Origin of the sequence: Brachybacterium phenoliresistens (assembly GCF_000576425.1) — a bacterium.
GTDB classification, from domain to species: domain Bacteria; phylum Actinomycetota; class Actinomycetes; order Actinomycetales; family Dermabacteraceae; genus Brachybacterium; species Brachybacterium phenoliresistens.
Genome location: NZ_KK069999.1, coordinates 15,580 through 32,134, shown reverse-complemented (window position 1 = coordinate 32,134; position 16,555 = coordinate 15,580). Strand labels below are relative to the sequence as shown.

General features: G+C 74.1%; 14 protein-coding genes. 10 read left to right on the top strand and 4 right to left on the bottom strand.

The features are described 5' to 3' along the window. Window position 1: 1 nt before the first annotated feature. Entirely contained in the window at window positions 2-2,206 is a 2,205-nt protein-coding gene (locus BF93_RS13555) for a glycoside hydrolase family 3 C-terminal domain-containing protein (protein ID WP_038373364.1), read from the bottom strand. Between the two features lie 193 nt (window positions 2,207-2,399). On the opposite strand from BF93_RS13555, the gene BF93_RS13550 reads away from it, so the two are divergent. Genes BF93_RS13550 through BF93_RS13540 form a run of 3 tightly spaced genes read left to right on the top strand, consistent with a single transcriptional unit; the run spans window position 2,400 to window position 6,202 of the window. Then, window positions 2,400-3,725: an MFS transporter gene (locus tag BF93_RS13550; protein WP_038373363.1), complete on the top strand. Its 1,326-nt coding sequence runs from the start codon at window positions 2,400-2,402 to the stop codon at window positions 3,723-3,725. Window positions 3,726-3,746: 21 nt separating this feature from the next. Then, complete coding sequence (locus tag BF93_RS13545; RefSeq protein ID WP_038373361.1) at window positions 3,747-4,340, top strand: TetR/AcrR family transcriptional regulator; 594 nt, start codon at window positions 3,747-3,749, stop codon at window positions 4,338-4,340. Beyond that, a complete protein-coding gene (locus BF93_RS13540; RefSeq protein WP_038373360.1) occupies window positions 4,337-6,202 on the top strand; it encodes a putative nucleotidyltransferase substrate binding domain-containing protein in 1,866 nt (621 codons plus the stop codon). The genes BF93_RS13545 and BF93_RS13540 overlap by 4 nt, the downstream gene beginning before the upstream one ends. A 6-nt stretch (window positions 6,203-6,208) precedes the next feature. On the opposite strand, the gene BF93_RS13535 is transcribed toward BF93_RS13540, so the two are convergent. Further along, window positions 6,209-7,555 (bottom strand): aminotransferase class I/II-fold pyridoxal phosphate-dependent enzyme, encoded by a 1,347-nt coding sequence (locus BF93_RS13535; protein WP_232226435.1) that lies wholly within the window; start codon window positions 7,553-7,555, stop codon window positions 6,209-6,211. A 120-nt stretch (window positions 7,556-7,675) separates the two neighbouring features. Here BF93_RS13535 and pdxS point away from each other — a divergent pair, with 120 nt between their 5' ends. Further along, window positions 7,676-8,575, top strand: coding sequence for a pyridoxal 5'-phosphate synthase lyase subunit PdxS (pdxS, locus tag BF93_RS13530; protein ID WP_038373359.1), 900 nt, complete (start codon window positions 7,676-7,678; stop codon window positions 8,573-8,575). Between the two features lie 33 nt (window positions 8,576-8,608). Here pdxS and BF93_RS13525 read toward each other — a convergent pair whose 3' ends face one another. Beyond that, window positions 8,609-9,832 (bottom strand): MFS transporter, encoded by a 1,224-nt coding sequence (locus tag BF93_RS13525; protein ID WP_038373358.1) that lies wholly within the window; start codon window positions 9,830-9,832, stop codon window positions 8,609-8,611. A 208-nt stretch (window positions 9,833-10,040) separates the two neighbouring features. Between BF93_RS13525 and pdxT the strand changes: the two genes are divergently transcribed. From pdxT to BF93_RS13510, 3 genes are all read left to right on the top strand, one after another. Further along, entirely contained in the window at window positions 10,041-10,631 is a 591-nt protein-coding gene (gene pdxT / locus BF93_RS13520) for a pyridoxal 5'-phosphate synthase glutaminase subunit PdxT (RefSeq protein WP_038373357.1), read from the top strand. A 120-nt stretch (window positions 10,632-10,751) separates the two neighbouring features. After that, complete coding sequence (locus BF93_RS13515; protein WP_038373356.1) at window positions 10,752-11,369, top strand: WXG100 family type VII secretion target; 618 nt, start codon at window positions 10,752-10,754, stop codon at window positions 11,367-11,369. 63 nt (window positions 11,370-11,432) lie between these two features. Next, the gene (locus tag BF93_RS13510; protein WP_038373355.1) at window positions 11,433-12,305 is read left to right on the top strand and encodes an aminotransferase class IV; all 873 of its coding nucleotides are present in this window, start codon (window positions 11,433-11,435) and stop codon (window positions 12,303-12,305) included. Between the two features lie 7 nt (window positions 12,306-12,312). On the opposite strand, the gene BF93_RS13505 is transcribed toward BF93_RS13510, so the two are convergent. Then, entirely contained in the window at window positions 12,313-13,305 is a 993-nt protein-coding gene (locus tag BF93_RS13505) for a DMT family transporter (protein ID WP_232226429.1), read from the bottom strand. 140 nt (window positions 13,306-13,445) lie between these two features. On the opposite strand from BF93_RS13505, the gene BF93_RS13500 reads away from it, so the two are divergent. The 3 genes from BF93_RS13500 (at window position 13,446) to BF93_RS13490 (ending at window position 16,472) form a co-directional block, all read left to right on the top strand. After that, a complete protein-coding gene (locus BF93_RS13500) occupies window positions 13,446-14,294 on the top strand; it encodes an aldo/keto reductase (protein WP_038373353.1) in 849 nt (282 codons plus the stop codon). Window positions 14,295-14,298: 4 nt separating this feature from the next. Beyond that, window positions 14,299-14,796 carry an NUDIX domain-containing protein gene (locus tag BF93_RS13495; protein WP_232226428.1) on the top strand — a complete coding sequence of 166 codons (498 nt, stop codon included), beginning with the start codon at window positions 14,299-14,301 and terminating at the stop codon, window positions 14,794-14,796. A gap of 497 nt (window positions 14,797-15,293) precedes the next feature. Continuing rightward, window positions 15,294-16,472 carry an endo-1,4-beta-xylanase gene (locus BF93_RS13490; protein ID WP_038373352.1) on the top strand — a complete coding sequence of 393 codons (1,179 nt, stop codon included), beginning with the start codon at window positions 15,294-15,296 and terminating at the stop codon, window positions 16,470-16,472. Window positions 16,473-16,555: the final 83 nt, after the last annotated feature.

The window sequence follows — 16,555 nt, the reverse complement described above, 5'->3', positions numbered from 1 at the left end:
CTCAGCGGGCGGCCGCGACGATCTCCTCGAGCTCCGCGCGCGGCAGCGGGAAGCCGTCGAGCCGGTCGACGGGGAAGTTGCCGATCATGGTGAGCAGGTGGGAGTCCGCGTCGCCGTAGCGGGCGTCGAGAGCGGCCTGCAGGGCGGGCCCGGCCACCGGATGGGCGAGCAGCTCCTCGAAGGTCGAGGACAGGGTGATCGGGAGGTCCACCGGATCCCCCTCGACCTCGATGCTCGCGGCGGCGCGCAGGTCGCGGCTGGAGGCGCCGATCTCGAGGGTGTACGTCCCGCCCTCCACGATCCAGCGCTCGACGCGGACGTCCCAGTGCGCGAGGTCCTCGCGGCGCACCAGGAGCTCCACCGGGCGGGTCTCGCCGGGTGCCAGCTCCACGCTCGCGAAGGCCTTCAGCTCCCGCGGGGGGCGCTGCACCGACGAGCCCGGCAGGGCGGTGTAGAGCTGCACGACCTCGCGGCCGGCCCGGTCGCCGGTGTTGGTCACGGGCACCGTCACGGCGATGTCGCCGGCGGCGGTGAGGGCGGCGGTCGCCTCGCCGTAGGCGAAGCTCGTGTACGACAGGCCGTGGCCGAAGGGGTAGCGCACCGCGAGGTCCTTCGCGTCGTACCAGCGGTATCCCACCAGCAGCCCCTCGCCGTAGCGGACGTGCCCGTGCTCGCCGGGGAAGTTCCCGAAGGCGGGGGTGTCCTCCAGGCGCAGCGGGATGGTCTCGGCGAGCCGGCCCGAGGGGTTCACCGCCCCGAGGAGGACATCGGCCAGGGCGCCGCCGCCGGCCTGCCCCAGCAGCCAGCCCTCGAGGATCGCCGGCACGCGGTCGGCGAAGGGCAGCGCGACGACGCTGCCGTTCGAGAGCACCACGACGGTGCGCGGGTTCGCCTCCAGCACGGCGTCCAGCAGTGCGAGCTGATCGGCGGGCAGGTCGATGTGCTCGCGGTCGTAGCCCTCGGACTCGGCGGCGTCGGGCAGGCCCAGGAAGACCACTGCGACCTCCGCCTTCCCGGCGAGCTCGACCGCCTCCGCGCGCAGGGCCGCGACGTCGCCGGAGCCGTCGGTCGTGAACCCGGGGGCGAAGCCGACCTCGCCGCGGGACAGCGCACGGATCTCCTCGAGGGGGACGTCCAGGCGGGTGGGGGTGATCTGGGAGGAGCCCGCGCCCTGGTAGCGCGGGGTGCGGGCGAACTCGCCGATGACGGCGAGGCGGGCCTCGGGGGCGAGCGGGAGGAGCGCGTCCTCGTTCTTCAGCAGGACGATGGCGCGCCCGGCGACCTCGCGGGCGAGCGCGTGATGGGCGTCGACGTCCAGGGGTCCCGGCTGCGCGGGGCGCTCCTGGGCCCGGCGGATCAGCTCCAGGAGACGATCGGCCGCGAGGTCGAGGGCCGATTCCTCCAGGCGGCCCTCGCGCACGGCGGCGACCAGCTGGGCGTCGGTGCGACCGCCGCTGGAGGGCATCTCGAGGTCCAGGCCCGCGGGCAGTCCCGCGACGCGGTCGTCGACCGCGCCCCAGTCGGAGACGACCACGCCCTCGAAGCCCCATTCGCCGCGCAGGACGTCGGTGAGCAGCCACGGATCCTCGGAGGCGTACACCCCGTTGATGCGGTTGTAGGAGCACATGACCGTCCACGGCTGCGCGTCGCGGACCACGCGCTGGAAGCCGCGCAGGTAGATCTCCCGCAGCGGGCGCGGGTCGACATCGGCGGAGACCCGCAGGCGCTCGGTCTCCTGGTTGTTGACCGCGAAGTGCTTGAGCGAGGAGCCGACGCCGCGGGACTGGATCCCCTGCACGAGGCCGGCGCCGATCTCGCCGGAGACGATCGGGTCCTCGGACATGTACTCGAAGTTCCGGCCGCACAGCGGGGAGCGCTTGATGTTGATGCCCGGGCCCAGCAGGACGGCGACGTCCTCGATCGCGGCCTCGAGGCCGAGCGCCGCGCCCACGCGGCGGGCGAGATCGGGGTCGAAGGCGGCGCTCAGGCCCACGGCGGGCGGGAAGCAGGTGGCCGGCACACTGTCGGTGAGGCCGACGTGGTCCCCGCCGGTGCGCTGCTTGCGCAGGCCGTGCGGGCCGTCGGTCACCATGATCGAGGGGACGCCGAGGCGCTCGAGGCCTTCGAGGGACCAGAAGTCGCGGCCGCTGGTCAGGGACGCCTTCTCCTCCAGGGTGAGATCGCGGGAGGTGACGTGCTCGCTCATGGGTGCTCCTGGGGCCGTCGTCGGATGCCGGGGTGATCGAGAAACCGTATCCCTCCAGGTTTTCGCGGTCAAGAGACCCGGGCGCGGAGCGGATCCGGCGAAAAGCGTGCACGCTCCGGGATTCGGGTGCATACTCGCCGTCACACGGGACGCCCGCAGGTCCGACGGCGTCCCCGGGCCGATGGAGGCAGTCATGACCACGAGCGGATCCGCGGCGGGAACGCCGTCCGGCGTCACAGCGGCGATGCGGCTGCGCGGAGAGCACCACTGGTTCGAGGAGCCGACGCAGCCGCCGCCGCGGCGCTACGTCATCGGCCTCATCCTCGCCCAGTTCGTCTTCTTCGTCGCGCTGCTGGGCCCGGCGATCGTCGGCGTCGGGTTGAAGATCAACTCCCTGGTCGGGGCCGGCGTCATCGCGGAGGACGGCGCCGAGGGCGCCCTGGCCGTGCTCGCCGGCGTCGGCGCGGCCTGCGCCGTCGTCGCGAACGTCGTCTTCGGGCGGCTCTCGGACCACACCCGGTCCCGGTGGGGGCGCCGCCGTCCCTGGATCGTCGCCGGCACCAGCATCATGACCGTCGGCCTGGCCGTCATGGGCCTCGCCCCGAGCCTGCTGCTGGCGACCCTCGGCTGGGGCATCGCGCAGATCGGCGCGAACATGACGCTCGCGCCGTTCGTGGCGACCATCGCCGACCAGGTGCCGCGGTTCCGCCGCGGGAGCATCACGGCGCTGCTGGGCATCGCGCAGAACGTCGGCATCCTCGGCGGCACCTACGTCGCCGAGCTGTTCATCGACAACATCCCGGTGATGTTCATCGGCCCCTCGCTGCTGGCGATCGTCGCGATGGTGGTCTTCGCGTTCCTGCTGCCGGACAAGGTGCTGCCCGTCTCCCCGCCGCGGATGACCCTGCGCGAGTGGGCGGAGACCTTCTGGGTGGACCCGCGCCGCTACCCCGACTTCGCGCTCGCCTGGTGGTCCCGCTTCCTGGTCACCCTGGGCAGCTTCATGTTCACCACCTTCCGCTTCTTCTTCCTGCAGCGGGAGCTCGGGCTGGACGAGGGCGAGACCGTCCGCCTGATCACCCAGAGCGTCCTGGTCTACACCCTCGCCCTGGTGGCGACCGCCTGGATCGCCGGGAAGGTCTCCGACCTGCTCGGCCGGCGCAAGATCTTCGTCTGGTCCTCGACGATGCTGTTCGCCCTGGGCACCGTGCTGCTGGCCGGCGTGAGCACGGAGACGCAGTTCCTCCTGGTCGAGGTGCTGCTGGGCTTCGCCTACGGCATCTACGTGGGCGTCGACCTGGCGCTGGTCACGGACGTGCTGCCCAACCCCGACGACGCGGGCAAGGACCTGGGCGTGTTCAACATCGCCAACGCCCTGCCGCAGACCCTCGCCCCCGTCATCGGCGGCGCCCTGATCTACGTCGGCGCGTACCCGAACTACACGCTGCTGCTGTTCGTCGCGGGCGGCTCGGCGCTGGCCGGCGCGATCGTCATCTTCTTCATCAAGGGGGTCCGATAGCCGGACTTGTACCCTGAGGGCATGAGCAGCCGGGGCCCCTATGCGAAAGGCATCGCCAAACGGCGGGAGATCCTCGACGTCGCCCTCGAGGTGGTGGCCCGCACCGGCTGCCGCAATGCGACGAACAAGATGATCGCGGAGACCGTGGGGCTCAGCCAGACCGGGCTCATGCACTACTTCGGCTCGCGGGAGGACCTCTACGTCGAGATCCTCCGCGCCCGCGACGAGCGGGACGCGGCGGAGTTCGTCACCCCGGAGTCCGGCATCGACGGGTTCATCGCCATCATCTCGCACAACGCGCAGGTGCCCGGGCTGGTGCAGCTCTACGTCGAGTTCTCCGCCGAGGCGACGATCCCCGGCCATCCCGCCCAGGCGTTCTTCACCGAGCGCCTGGCGTGGATGCGCCGCGTCCTCGTCTCCGCGCTGCGCGACCACCAGGCGCGGGGCGAGCTCGGCCCGCACCTGGACCTCGAGCAGGCCGCCGGCCTGCTGATCGGGGCGGCCGACGGCGCCCAGCAGCAGTGGCTGCTGGACCGCACCCACGACATGGAGGCCCAGCTGCGCGGCCTGTGGCGGATGATCCGCCAGGACTCCTGGCAGGAGGGTGATCGGTGAGCGTCTCGCAGGACTTCCTGGCGCAGTGCCCCCCGCTGGACCGCATGCCGCCGGAGGTCTCCGCGGCGATCGCCGCCGCCGGCGAGGTCCGCAGGGTCCGGCGCGGGGAGGAGATCTTCGCCGCCGGGGCGAGGAACACCGACGTCCACCTGGTGCGCCACGGCGCCGTCGAGCTGCGCGAGAGCGACGGGGCGCTGCGCTCGCGGCTGGGGGAGGGCGAGTTCTTCGGCCGGCGGTCCGCGACCGCGCACGAGCCCACCGCCTACCGGGCCACGGCGCTCGAGGACACCGTCCTCTACCGCTTCCCGGCGGCGATCCTCGCCCAGCTCGCGGCCGATGTCCCCGAGGTGCGGGCGGCCTTCGCCGGCAGCGCGCAGCGGCTCGAGCACGCGATGACCCGCACCGGCGTCGTCGACGCGGTGGGCGTGCCGACCGCGGCCCGCACCCGGGACCTCGTCACCCGGGCGGTGGTGCACGTCGAGCCCGGGGCCACGGTGCGCGAGGCCGCGACGGCCATGAACGCCCACGACACCTCCCTGGCCTGCGTGAGCGCCGGCGGCGAGCTGCTCGGCGTGGTCACCGACCACGACCTGCGCACCCGCGTGGTCGCCGCGGGCCGGGACCTGCGCACCCCCGTCAGCCAGGTGATGACGCCGCAGCCCTGCACCATCGCGGCGGACCGCTCCGGCTACGAGGCGATGGTCGTGATGCTCGAGAACGACATCCGCCACCTGCCGGTGACTGACGGCGGCCGGGTGATCGGGATCGTCTCCGCGGCGGACCTCTTCCGCGACCACCACAGCATGGCCGCGATCTCGCTCGCCGGCCGGGTCGCCCAGGCCGAGTCGATCATCGAGCTGTCGACCATGATGAGCGGCCTGCCGGAGCTGCAGGGCGCCCTGCTGCGGGCCGAGCTGCCGCCGCTGCAGGTCACCCACGTGCTCACCAGCATCGTCGACGCCTGCACCCGGCGCCTGCTGGCGCTCGCCGAGCGCCGTCTGGGCACCCCGCCGTGCGGGTACGTCTGGCTGGCGGTGGGGGCGCAGGCCCGCGGCGAATGGTCCCTCGGCAGCGGCCAGGCCAGCGCCCTGGTCCTCGAGGACCTCGACCCCGGCGACGAGTTCGCCCTGGCCGATGCCGAGCAGTACTTCTCCGAGCTCGCGCGACGCGTGACCAGCGGGCTCGAGGTCTGCGGCATCGAGCAGCGCGAGGGGCCCCTGGCCGTGAACCCGCGATGGCGCCAGCCCATCGGCCCCTGGCGGGAGTACCTGCAGCGGTGGATCGAGGAGGCCGACCGCGAGGAGCTGCGCGAGGTCTCCGCCCTCCTGGACCTGCGGGCCCTGCACGGGGACGAGGACCTCGCCGAGGAGCTCCTCGCGCAGCTGCGCTCCCGGCTGCGCCGCCCCGGGACCCTGGTGCGGGCGCTCGCCGCGAACGCCGTCCAGGTCGCACCGCCGCTGGGCTTCTTCCGCACCTTCGTGCTCAGCCGCGACGGGGAGGGTCAGAAGGTGCTCGACATCGCCCGCGGCGGGATCGACCCGGTGGTCGACATCGCCCGCGTCTACGGCCTCGCCGCGGGGAGCATCGACCCGGCGTCCCCGCGGCGGCTCGAGGCCGCGCAGCGCGCCGGGCTGCTGCCGCCGGCGACCGCCCGTGACCTCGACAACGCCCTGACCCTCCTGTGCGAGATCCGCCTGCGCCACCGCCAGGCCCGCCGCGAGCGCGGGCTGATCCTCACCGACGAGCTCACGCCCGAGGCGATGACCGCCTTCGACCGGGGCCACCTCAAGGAGGCGTTCGCCGTCGTCCGCTCCGCGCAGACGCAGATGCGGCACGCTGCGGAGTCCGGCGCGCTCGGCTGAGGGACCTCAGCCGGCCTCGGCGGCCGCGGCGGCGACGTCGGCGGCGAGCTGCTCGGCATCGTCCTCGGGGAGGTCGTGGACGGTCAGGCGCAGGTGGTGCGAGGGCCCGGACTCGGGGTCGAGCTGGAACTCGTCCCCGGTGCGGGCCAGCCAGCCGCGGCGCATGAGCCGATCGGCGACCTGGCGCGCGGGGACCGGCACGGGGACCCACAGGCTGAGCCCGTCCCCGGGCGGCACGACGATGCCGTGGCGAGCCAGGCGGCCCGCGAAGTCCGCGTTGCGCGCGGCGTAGTGCGCCCCGGCGCGCTCGATGAGCGCGAGCGCGGCCGGGTCGCGCAGCACCGCGTGGCCGATCCGCTGCAGGAGGTGGCTGACCCACGTCGTCCCCGAGCCGAGCCGCAGCGCCAGGCGCTCGGCGGTGCGGGGGTCCGTGGCGGCGACGGCGAGGCACAGGTCCGGTCCCGCGAACTTCGAGACCGAGCGCACCAGCGCCCAGCGCCGGTGCTCCGGGCCGATGATCGTGTGGAACGGGTGGCGCGACAGCATCGAGTAGTAGTCGTCCTCGATGACCAGCACGTACGGATGCTCGGCCAGGACCTCGCGCAGCGCCGCGGCGCGGGCCGCGCTGCGGGAGGCGCCCGTGGGGTTCTGGGCCCGCGGCGTGCACACCACCGCGCGGACCCCCTGGTCCAGCGCGGCGCGCAGCCCCTCGACGGTCATGCCCTCGGCGTCCACCGGGACGGGGACCGCGCGGTATCCGCCCAGGCGCACCGTCTGGATGCTCGCGAGGAAGCAGGGGTCCTCCAGGGCGATCGCGTCGTCGCGCATGAGGGCCTGGCTGAGCAGGCGCTCGACCGCGTCGACCGCGCCGCTGGTGAGGGTCAGGCGCAGGGCGTCGGCCTCGACGGGGACATCGGGCGCCATCCAGGAGCGGGCCCAGGCCTCGAAGCCGGGGTCGATCACGGCCTCCCCGTAGAGCACGGGGCGCCCGGCCGCGGACTGCAGGGCGGGGGCGAGGTCGGGGATGAGCGCCGGGGAGGGATTGCCGGTGCCGACGTCGCGCAGAGACCCGGCGGCGGCATAGCCCTCCTGCGCGGGCGGGGCGGGGCGGCTCACCCGCGTGCCGGCGCGGCCCTGGGAGACGACCGCGCCGGAGCGGGCCAGGCGCCGGTAGGCGGCGACGGCGGTGTTGCGGTTCACCCCCAGGCGCTCGGCGAGGGCGCGCACGGGCGGCAGCGGGTCGCCGGGGGACAGGTGGCCGCGGTCGATGAGCTCGCGCACGCTGTCGGCGATCTCCGCCGCGGTGCTGCCGGCGATCCTCGCGGCCGCCGGGGTGCTGGTCTGCTCGCTCACCCGGTCGAGTCTAGGGGTGCCCCGCGCCGTCCACGGGACGGACGCCCGCTGGTGCCCGGCTTCGACATGGGCCATGATCTGTTTTGGCATAGATCAAAGTCGGACGGCGGGAGCGGGCACATGGCACAGGAGATCACCGGAGCGGGAGTGGTGGGGCGCGGCCTCGCGGAGATGCTCAAGGGCGGCGTCATCATGGACGTCGTCACCGCGGAGCAGGCGCGCATCGCCGAGGACGCCGGCGCAGTGGCCGTCATGGCCCTCGAGCGGGTGCCCGCGGACATCCGCGCGCAGGGCGGCGTGGCCCGCATGAGCGACCCCGACCTCATCGACGGCATCATCGAGGCCGTCTCCATCCCCGTGATGGCCAAGGCCCGCATCGGCCATTTCGTCGAGGCGCAGGTCCTGCAGGAGCTGGGCGTGGACTACATCGACGAGTCGGAGGTGCTCTCCCCGGCGGACTACGTCCACCACATCGACAAGCGCTCCTTCAAGGTCCCCTTCGTGTGCGGGGCCACGAACCTGGGCGAGGCGCTGCGCCGCATCACCGAGGGCGCGGCCATGATCCGCTCCAAGGGCGAGGCCGGCACCGGCGACGTCTCCGAGGCGACCAAGCACATCCGCACCATCCGCGCGCAGATCGCGGACCTCCAGGCCACCCTCGCCTCGAACCCCGACGAGCTGTTCGTCGCCGCGAAGGAGCTGCAGGCCCCCTACGAGCTGGTCCGCGAGGTCGCCGAGACCGGCTCGCTGCCGGTCGTGCTGTTCACCGCCGGTGGCGTCGCCACCCCGGCCGATGCCGCCATGATGATGCAGCTGGGCGCCGACGGCGTCTTCGTCGGCTCCGGGATCTTCCGCTCCGGCGACCCCGCCGCCCGCGCCGCCGCGATCGTCAAGGCCACCACCTTCCACGACGACCCGGCGGTGATCGCCGAGGCCTCGCGCGGGCTCGGCGAGGCGATGGTCGGCATCAACGTCGCCGACATCCCGGCTCCGCACCGGCTGGCCGAACGGGGCTGGTGAGCTCGCGCCGCCCGCCTCGCGGGCGGCCGGCCGTCACCGGCGCTGGCCCGCGAGCTCGGCGGGCCTCTCCCGGCGCGCCACGAGCCGGTTGAAGCGCTCGGACATGAGCAGCCCCAGTGCGACCAGCACGCCCAGCATGGCCGGGAACGTCCACATCCCCGTCGCGCTGGAGAGCGCGCCGAACAGCGGCGGCGCGAGGGTCGACCCGGTGTAGGCGGCGGCCATCTGGATGCCGATGATCGCCTGCGAGCTGCGGCGGCCGAAGTTCACCGGCGTGGAGTGGATGATCGCCGGATAGATCGGCGCGCAGCCCAGGCCCGCGATCACCAGCCCCGCCAGGGCGAGCATGTCGGTGCCCACCGGCAGCGCGATCAGCACGATCCCGGCGGCGACGGTGAGGAAGCCCCCGCGGATCAGCTGCCGGTCCCCGGCGCGGTCGGCGAACAGGCCGGTGAGGAAGCGCCCGGCGGTGATGCCGAGCAGGAACAGGGAGGCGAAGGCCGCCGCCGTGGCGGGGACCACGGCCCGCTCGCTCACCAGGTACGTCGAGGCCCACAGGATCGCCGTGCTCTCGAGGGCGCAGTAGGCGAAGAAGGCGGTCAGGACCAGGGGGACGCCGGGGATCCGCAGGGCGTTCGCCAGCGGGACGTGGGCGCGCGCCTGCCCGACCTCCCCTGCGACATCGGCCGGATCGGGCTCGGGGGCGGGCCTCGCCCGGCCCCACAGCGGCAGGCTCAGCAGCAGCACCAGGGTCAGCCCGGCCTGGGCCACGCCGATGGTCAGGTAGGCGCCGGTCCAGCCCATGTCGGAGGTCAGGGCGTAGCTCATGATGAACGGGCTGATGGACGCGCCCACGCCCCAGAAGCTGTGCAGCCAGTTCATGTGGCGGGCGGCGTAGTGCAGGGCGACGTAGTTGTTCAGGGCCGCGTCGACCGCGCCGGCTCCCAGGCCGTAGGGGATGGCCCACAGGCACAGCATCCAGAACGCGCTCGAGGTGGAGAAGCCCACGAGCGCGGCCGCCGTCATGCCGACGCTGATCGCCGTGACCCACCCGGCGCCGAGCCGGCGGGTGGCCCGCTCCGAGGCCAGGCTCGAGGCGATGGTGCCGCCGGCGATGATCATCGTGATGATGCCGGCGAAGGCCACCGGGACGCCGAGGTCCTGGTGCATGACGGGCCAGCCGGCCCCGACCAGGGAGTCGGGGAGTCCCAGGCTGATGAAGGCGATGTAGATGATCGCCAGCAGGAGCGAGTACATGGGCGGTGCTCTGCCTTCCTCGGTGGGGGACGGCGCGCGCCGTCGCGGGGGAGTCTACCCACGATGGGGACGTTCGTACACAAGGGGGTCGTGCTCGTGGATGAACCGCGATGGCGCCGGGCCGCCCCGAGGCCGGGCCTCGCGCTACCCTGGCGCGCATGCATGAGCACCTCCCCGCACCCTCGGCCCCTCGGATCGGCGGCGGCCGATGAGCGTCCGCGTCGGCGTGCTCGCCCTGCAGGGCGACGTGCGCGAGCATCTGCGCGTGCTCACCGACCTCGGGGCCGATGCGGTGCTGGTGCGCCGCCCCGAGGAGCTCGCGCAGGTCGACGGCCTGGTGCTGCCCGGCGGGGAGTCCACCGTCATCGACCGGCTGTCCCGCGCCTTCGGGCTGCGGGACCCGCTGCGCGCCGCGATCGCCGACGGCCTGCCGGCGCTGGGGACCTGCGCGGGGCTGATCCTGCTGGCGGACCGGATCCTCGACGGCGCCCCCGGCCAGGAGACCTTCGGGGGGCTCGACGTGACCGTGCGCCGCAACGCCTTCGGCAGCCAGGCGGAGTCCTTCGAGACGCGGCTGCAGGTGCCCTCTCTCGACCCGCCGGAGGTGCGGGCCACCTTCATCCGCGCGCCTGTGGTCGAGGAGATCGGCCCCTCCGCCCGGGCGCTGGCCCGCCTCGAGGATGGCCGCACCGTCGCCGTCGCGCAGGGGAGCCTGCTGGGCCTGTCCTTCCATCCGGAGGTCTCGGGGGAGACGCGCTTCCACCGGCTGCTCGTGCAGCGGGCGCGCGAGCGCGGCTGAGGCCCGGGCTCCTGCGATCGGCGGCGCCATGGGGACTCCTCCCCATGGCCCCGCCCGCGTCCCCGCCGTACGCTCGACCTGCAGGGGCAGGGGAGACGAGCGGCGCAGGAGGCAGCAGGGATGACCACGTTCTACGGGGCCGATACGGAGTCCCTGCGCGACGGCTCCTCGCTCGTCGCCCGCCGCGCCGAGATGCTGCACGACCTCGAGGCCCGGCTGCGCGCCCTCATCGAGGGCGTCACCTGGACCGGCCCGGATGCCGACGCCTTCCGCACCGAATGGTCCTTCCGCGTGCGCCCCGCGATCGCCGACGCGGCCCACCTGCTGCGCCGGCGCAGCCTCGCCCTCGCGGCCGCGGCCGATGAGCAGGACGCCGCCTCCTCCCCGGACGGGCCCCGCGATGCGGGCGGACCGCGGCACGTCCCGGCCCTGCCGGGCCTCCCGCTCGGACCGGTCGAGCTGCCGCGGGTCGAGCTGCCGCCGATCATCGGAGGGCCGCATCTCGTCGCCCCCGAGCCGCCCCTCCTGCGGGTCGACCCGCCCCTGGTCGGGGGTCCGCAGCCGATCGTGCCGGGAACGCCGCTCGGGCCCATCCGGCCGCCGCGGTTCTTCACCTGCCCGGTGCCGGTCCAGCCGGGCTGGCGGATCGGCGAGGACCTCGGCACCTTCCATGCCCTGCCGGCCCCGGTGACGCTGCCCCCGGGGGTGCTGGTCTCGGAGTCCATCGGGCACGAGTAGCCTGGGGCCCGCGAGCACCGGGAGCCCGTCCCGGAGCACGCGGAGCACAGGAGGCCCGATCGCATGTCCGCCCAGCCCGTCCTCGTCCTGGTCCCCGGAGTCGCCGGCGGCGGCACGCACGCCATGCCCTACGCGGTCGCCGAGGAGGCCGCGGCGCAGCTGACCGTGATCGACCTGGGCGTCACCCGCGGCGACGGCGTCTTCGAGACCGTCGGCGTGTTCGACGGCGCTCCCCAGAACCTCGGGCCCCACCTGCAGCGCCTGGCCCGCAGCGCCGAGATGCTCGAGCTGCCCGCCCCCGACCTCGACATCCTCGAGGAGGCCTTCGCGCTCGCCGTCCACGAGCACGCGGACGTCCCCGAGCTGTCCGTGCGCGTGGTGATGACCCGCGGGAACGAGGGCTCCGGGCGGCCCAGCGCGTGGATCCACGCCCGCGAATCCGTCGACTGGTCCCGCGAGCGCGCCGGCATCCGCGTCGCCGCGCTCAGCCGCGGCCTGCCCAGCACCGTCGTCGCCGATGCGCCCTGGCTGCTGGCCGGCGCCAAGACCCTCAGCTACGCCGGGAACATGGCGGCGGTGCGCGAGGCGAAGCGGCGCGGCGCGGACGACGTCCTGTTCGTCTCCACCGACGGCTACGCCCTCGAGGGGCCGACCTCCACCCTGCTGGTCCGCCATGGCGAGGCCTTCTCCACCACCCCGGTCAGCGCGGGCGTGCTGCAGGGCACCTCCGTGGCCTCCGCCTTCGCGCTGCTGGCCGCCGAGGGCGCGAGCACGGGGGAGCGGTTGATGACCCCGGCGGAGGTCGCCGCCTCCGACGGCGCCTGGCTGCTCTCGAGCACCCGCCTGGTCGCGCCGATCACCCACCTCGACGCGCAGGAGCTGCCGCAGGATCCCGAGCTCACCGCCCGTCTCCTGGACCACCTGCGCGGCCGCTGAGCCGGCGTCAGGCCGCGGCGGGCCTCCGGCGGCGCAGGCCCGCGGTCACCAGCGCCGCGAGCAGCGTCAGCACCGCGCCGCCGATGGTCGCCGGGGTCAGGTGGCCCTGCCCGCCCAGCGCGTCCAGCGCCACGGAGCCGATGATCTGCCCCGAGATCGTGGCCATCGCCAGCGTCAGCACGCCCAGCGGCCCGGCCAGGTGCGCGGCCATCGCGATGAAGACGACGCCGATCGCGCCGCCGCAGTACAGCAGCGGGTTCGTCGGCAGCGGCTGCGGGGCGCCGACCACGAGGGCATGGATTCCTGCGGCGAGCACCAGCGCGGTGGTGCCGACGATGAAGTTGCCCAGGGTCGCGACCATGAAGTGGCCGCTGTGCTGGGAGACGCGGCCGTTGACGGCCTGCTGCAGGCCCATCGCCACGCCCGCGACCATCGGCAGCGCGAGCAGGTACCACGGGGCCTCGGTGGCGATGCCGCCGGACATCGCCAGGGCCACCGAGGCGACCATCATGATCGCGCCGACCACGCGGGTGGGCGTCAGGTGCCGCACCCCGCCGGGGCCCAGCCCCACCCGGTCCACCACCAGGCCCGTCACCGTCTGGCCGGCGACGACGCAGACGATGAACAGCGCCACGCCGATCAGGCCGACGCTCAGGCCCTGGCCGAGCACGAAGGTCGCCCCGCCCAGGCCGCCCAGCGCGAGCGGCCAGGGGAAGCCGCCCGAGCGCAGGTCGCGCCAGAACCCGCGCGAGAGCTCGCGCACGCGCGGCATCACCACGAGCAGCAGCAGGATGATCACCAGCCCGCTGCCGAAGGAGATCGCGGCGGCGGTGAAGCCGTCCTCGAGCTCCGCCGCGAGATCGGCGTTGATGCGGGACTGCAGCGCCCCCATCACGCCGCCGACCACGGCCGCCGGGAGCGCCCAGCGCGGGGCGTGCAGCGGGGCGGGGGCCGGGATGCCGACGGGGAGGGGAGGGGTCTGCGGGGGAGTGCTCGTCACGTCGGTCCACGATACGCCGGGGCGCCCGCCCCCGGTCGCGGGCCGCCCGCGCAGGTCTTCATCGGCCGATGGGAAAGCGATAGCCTGACCGGGTCCGTGCAGCCGCGGCGCCCGGCCGCGGCCCGTCCCCGAGGAGCATCATGCCCAGCACGCCCGCGATCACCTTCCACGACGGCCGTTCCATCCCGCAGCTCGGCTTCGGCGTCTGGCAGGTCGGCCCGGAGGAGACGGCCGAGGTCGTCGGTCACGCGCTCGAGGCCGGCTACCGCCACATCGACACCGCCCGCGGCTACAACAACGAGAAGGGCGTGGGCGCGGCGCTCGCCGCCACCGACATCCCGCGCGACGAGATCTTCGTGACCAGCAAGGTCCCCAACCAGGACCAGGGCCGCGAGGCCACCCTCGCCTCCTTCGACGCGACCATGGCCGACCTCGGCCTCGAGGAGCTGGACCTGTACCTCATCCACTGGCCCGCGCCGGGCGTGGGCCTGGCCGTGGAGACCTGGAGGACGCTCGTCGAGCTGCAGGAGCAGGGCCGCATCCGCTCCATCGGCGTCTCGAACTTCCGCGCCGAGGACCTCGCGCTGCTCGAGGCGGAGACCGGCGTGCTGCCCGTCCTCAACCAGATCGAGCTGCACCCGTACTTCGCCCAGCCCGAGCTGCGCGCCCTCCACGCCGACAAGGGCATCGTCACCGAGTCCTGGTCCCCGCTGGGCCAGGGCGGCGGCGAGCTCACCGACCCCGTCGTCGAGGACATCGCCGCCGCGCACGGCGCGACGACCGCGCAGGTCGTCCTCGCCTGGAACCTGGCGCTGGGCAACGTCGTCATCCCCAAGTCCGTCACCCCCGAGCGCATCGCCCAGAACCTCGCGAGCCTCGAGGTCGAGCTGACCTCCGAGGAGGTCACGGCGATCACCGCCCTCCACCGGGGCGAGGCCGGCCGCCAGGGCCCGGACCCGTCCGTCTTCGGCGGCCACCAGGGGCGCTGACCCCGTGACCAGCGGCCCCGGGCGGACGCCGCGGGCGGCGGTGAAGGCGATGATCGTCCGCGACGGGGCGATCCTCATGAACCGGTCCCGCGTCCGCGGCGCCGACGGGCGCGAGCGCGAGATCTTCGACCTGCCCGGCGGCGGCCACGAGTTCGGGGAGACCCAGGAGGAGGCGCTGCGCCGCGAGTGCCTCGAGGAGATCGGCGCCCGGGTCCGGGTCCACGGGGCGGCGCTGGTGTACGAGGTGCGCACCTGGGCGCCGGACCGCACGCACCTCACGTTCCAGCAGGTCAACGTCGCGTTCTGGGCGGAGCTCGAGGCCGGGGAGGAGCCCGGGCTCGGCAGTGCGCCCGACGGCGCCCAGGTCGGGACCGCCTGGCTGCCGATCCGCGACCTGCCCTCCTACGAAGTGCACCCCGCAGGCGTGGCGGCGTGGCTCCTGGCTGATCCCGGCTCCCGTCCCCTGGGCATCGGCCCCTTCGAGATCCCTCCGGAGCTCTGAGGCCGGGCCGCGCCGACCCGCCGGCGCGCGCGATGCGCGCCCTCGTTCGCGCGGTGGGTGTGCGGGTCGCGGCGAGGCGATGCCGCGGTCGGGGAGGGCGACCGCGAGACTCGAGGAATTGCAGGCCCCTGTTCCAGGACATCGCTTTCCGTGGAACAGGGGCCTGCAATTCCTCCAGGGCGCGGACACGATCATCCGTCTCACCCTGGAGCGGGCGCGGGCGCCGCCGTCTCCGATCGCCCGAGCTGCACCTCGGGCTCTCCCTCAGCGCCGGGGTGCGCGACGGGTCGCGAGGTCGCGAGGCGTCCGTCCGGCGCGTGGTCGTGCGCGCCTTGACGCGTGGGCCGGGTCACTCTAGGCTCCTCCCGGACATAAAAGTTCCCGAAAAGTTTCGCGGCGGGAGCGGGCGCGAGGGACGTCATGGAGGACGTCCCGGCCCGGCGACGCCGCGCAGCGCATCGGCCCGAAGGGGCCTGCCCCGAGTCGAAGGAGACGACATGATGCGACGCGAGATCCTCACCGCCGCGGCGGTCACCGCCGGAACGATCGCCGGAGGGACGCTGGTCGCCGGCTCGGCGGCCGCCGCCCCGGGCGGGGGCGACGCGGCGCCCGGCCGGGGCACCGCGCCGGGGCTGGCGAAGAAGGACACCCTGGCGTTCGCGGCGGGGTCGGCGATCTGGATCGGCACCGCCGTCGCCGGCGGCGGGCACCACGACAGCCAGGACTACCCGCCGCCGTTCACCGACGATGCGACCTACCGCGAGCTCCTGGGGCGCGAGTTCACCTCGCTGTCGGCGGAGAACCAGATGAAGTGGGACTTCCTGCGGCCGGACCGCGAGACGTTCCGCTTCGACGAGGCCGACGCGATCATGGACTTCGCCGCCGAGCACGGCCAGGTCGTGCGCGGGCACACCCTGCTGTGGCACAACCAGAACCCGGAGTGGCTCGAGCAGGGCGGATTCTCCGCGGACGAGCTGCGGGCCCTGCTGAAGGAGCACATCGAGACCGTCGTCGGCCGGTACGCGGGGCGCATCCACCAGTGGGACGTCGCCAACGAGATCTTCGACGACGACGCCCGGCTGCGCGAGGAGCAGAACATCTGGATCCGCGAGCTGGGCATCGGGATCGTGGCCGATGCCTTCCGCTGGGCGCGCGCCGCCGATCCGCAGGCCCAGCTCTTCTTCAACGACTACAACGTCGACGGCATCAACCCCAAGTCCGACGCCTACTACGCGCTGATCCAGGAGCTGCTGGCCGACGGCGTGCCGGTCGACGGCTTCTCCACGCAGGGCCACCTCTCGACCCGCTACGGGTTCCCCGGCGACCTGGCCGACAACCTCCAGCGCTTCGCGGACCTGGGGCTGCGGACCGCCGTCACCGAGCTCGACGTGCGCATGGACCTGCCCGACGGCGCGGAGCCCACCCCGGAGCAGCTCGAGAAGCAGGCCGAGTACTACCGGCGCGTGACCGAGGCCGCGCTGTCCGTCGAGGGCTGCGAGTCCCTGACGCTGTGGGGCTTCGTGGACACCTACTCGTGGGTGCCGGTCACCTTCGAGGGCCAGGGGGCGGCGACGGTGATGTGGGAGGACTACACCCGCAAGCCGGCCTACCACGCCGTGCGCGACGCCCTCGCCGCGGCGAGCGGCCGCGCCGGCCATCCCGCCCTGGAGCGCTGACCCGCTCCTCGCCTCCCGACCGGGCCCGCCTCCTGCACCGCGCAGGAGGCGGGCCCTTCCGCATGTGCACACCTGTGCGTTTC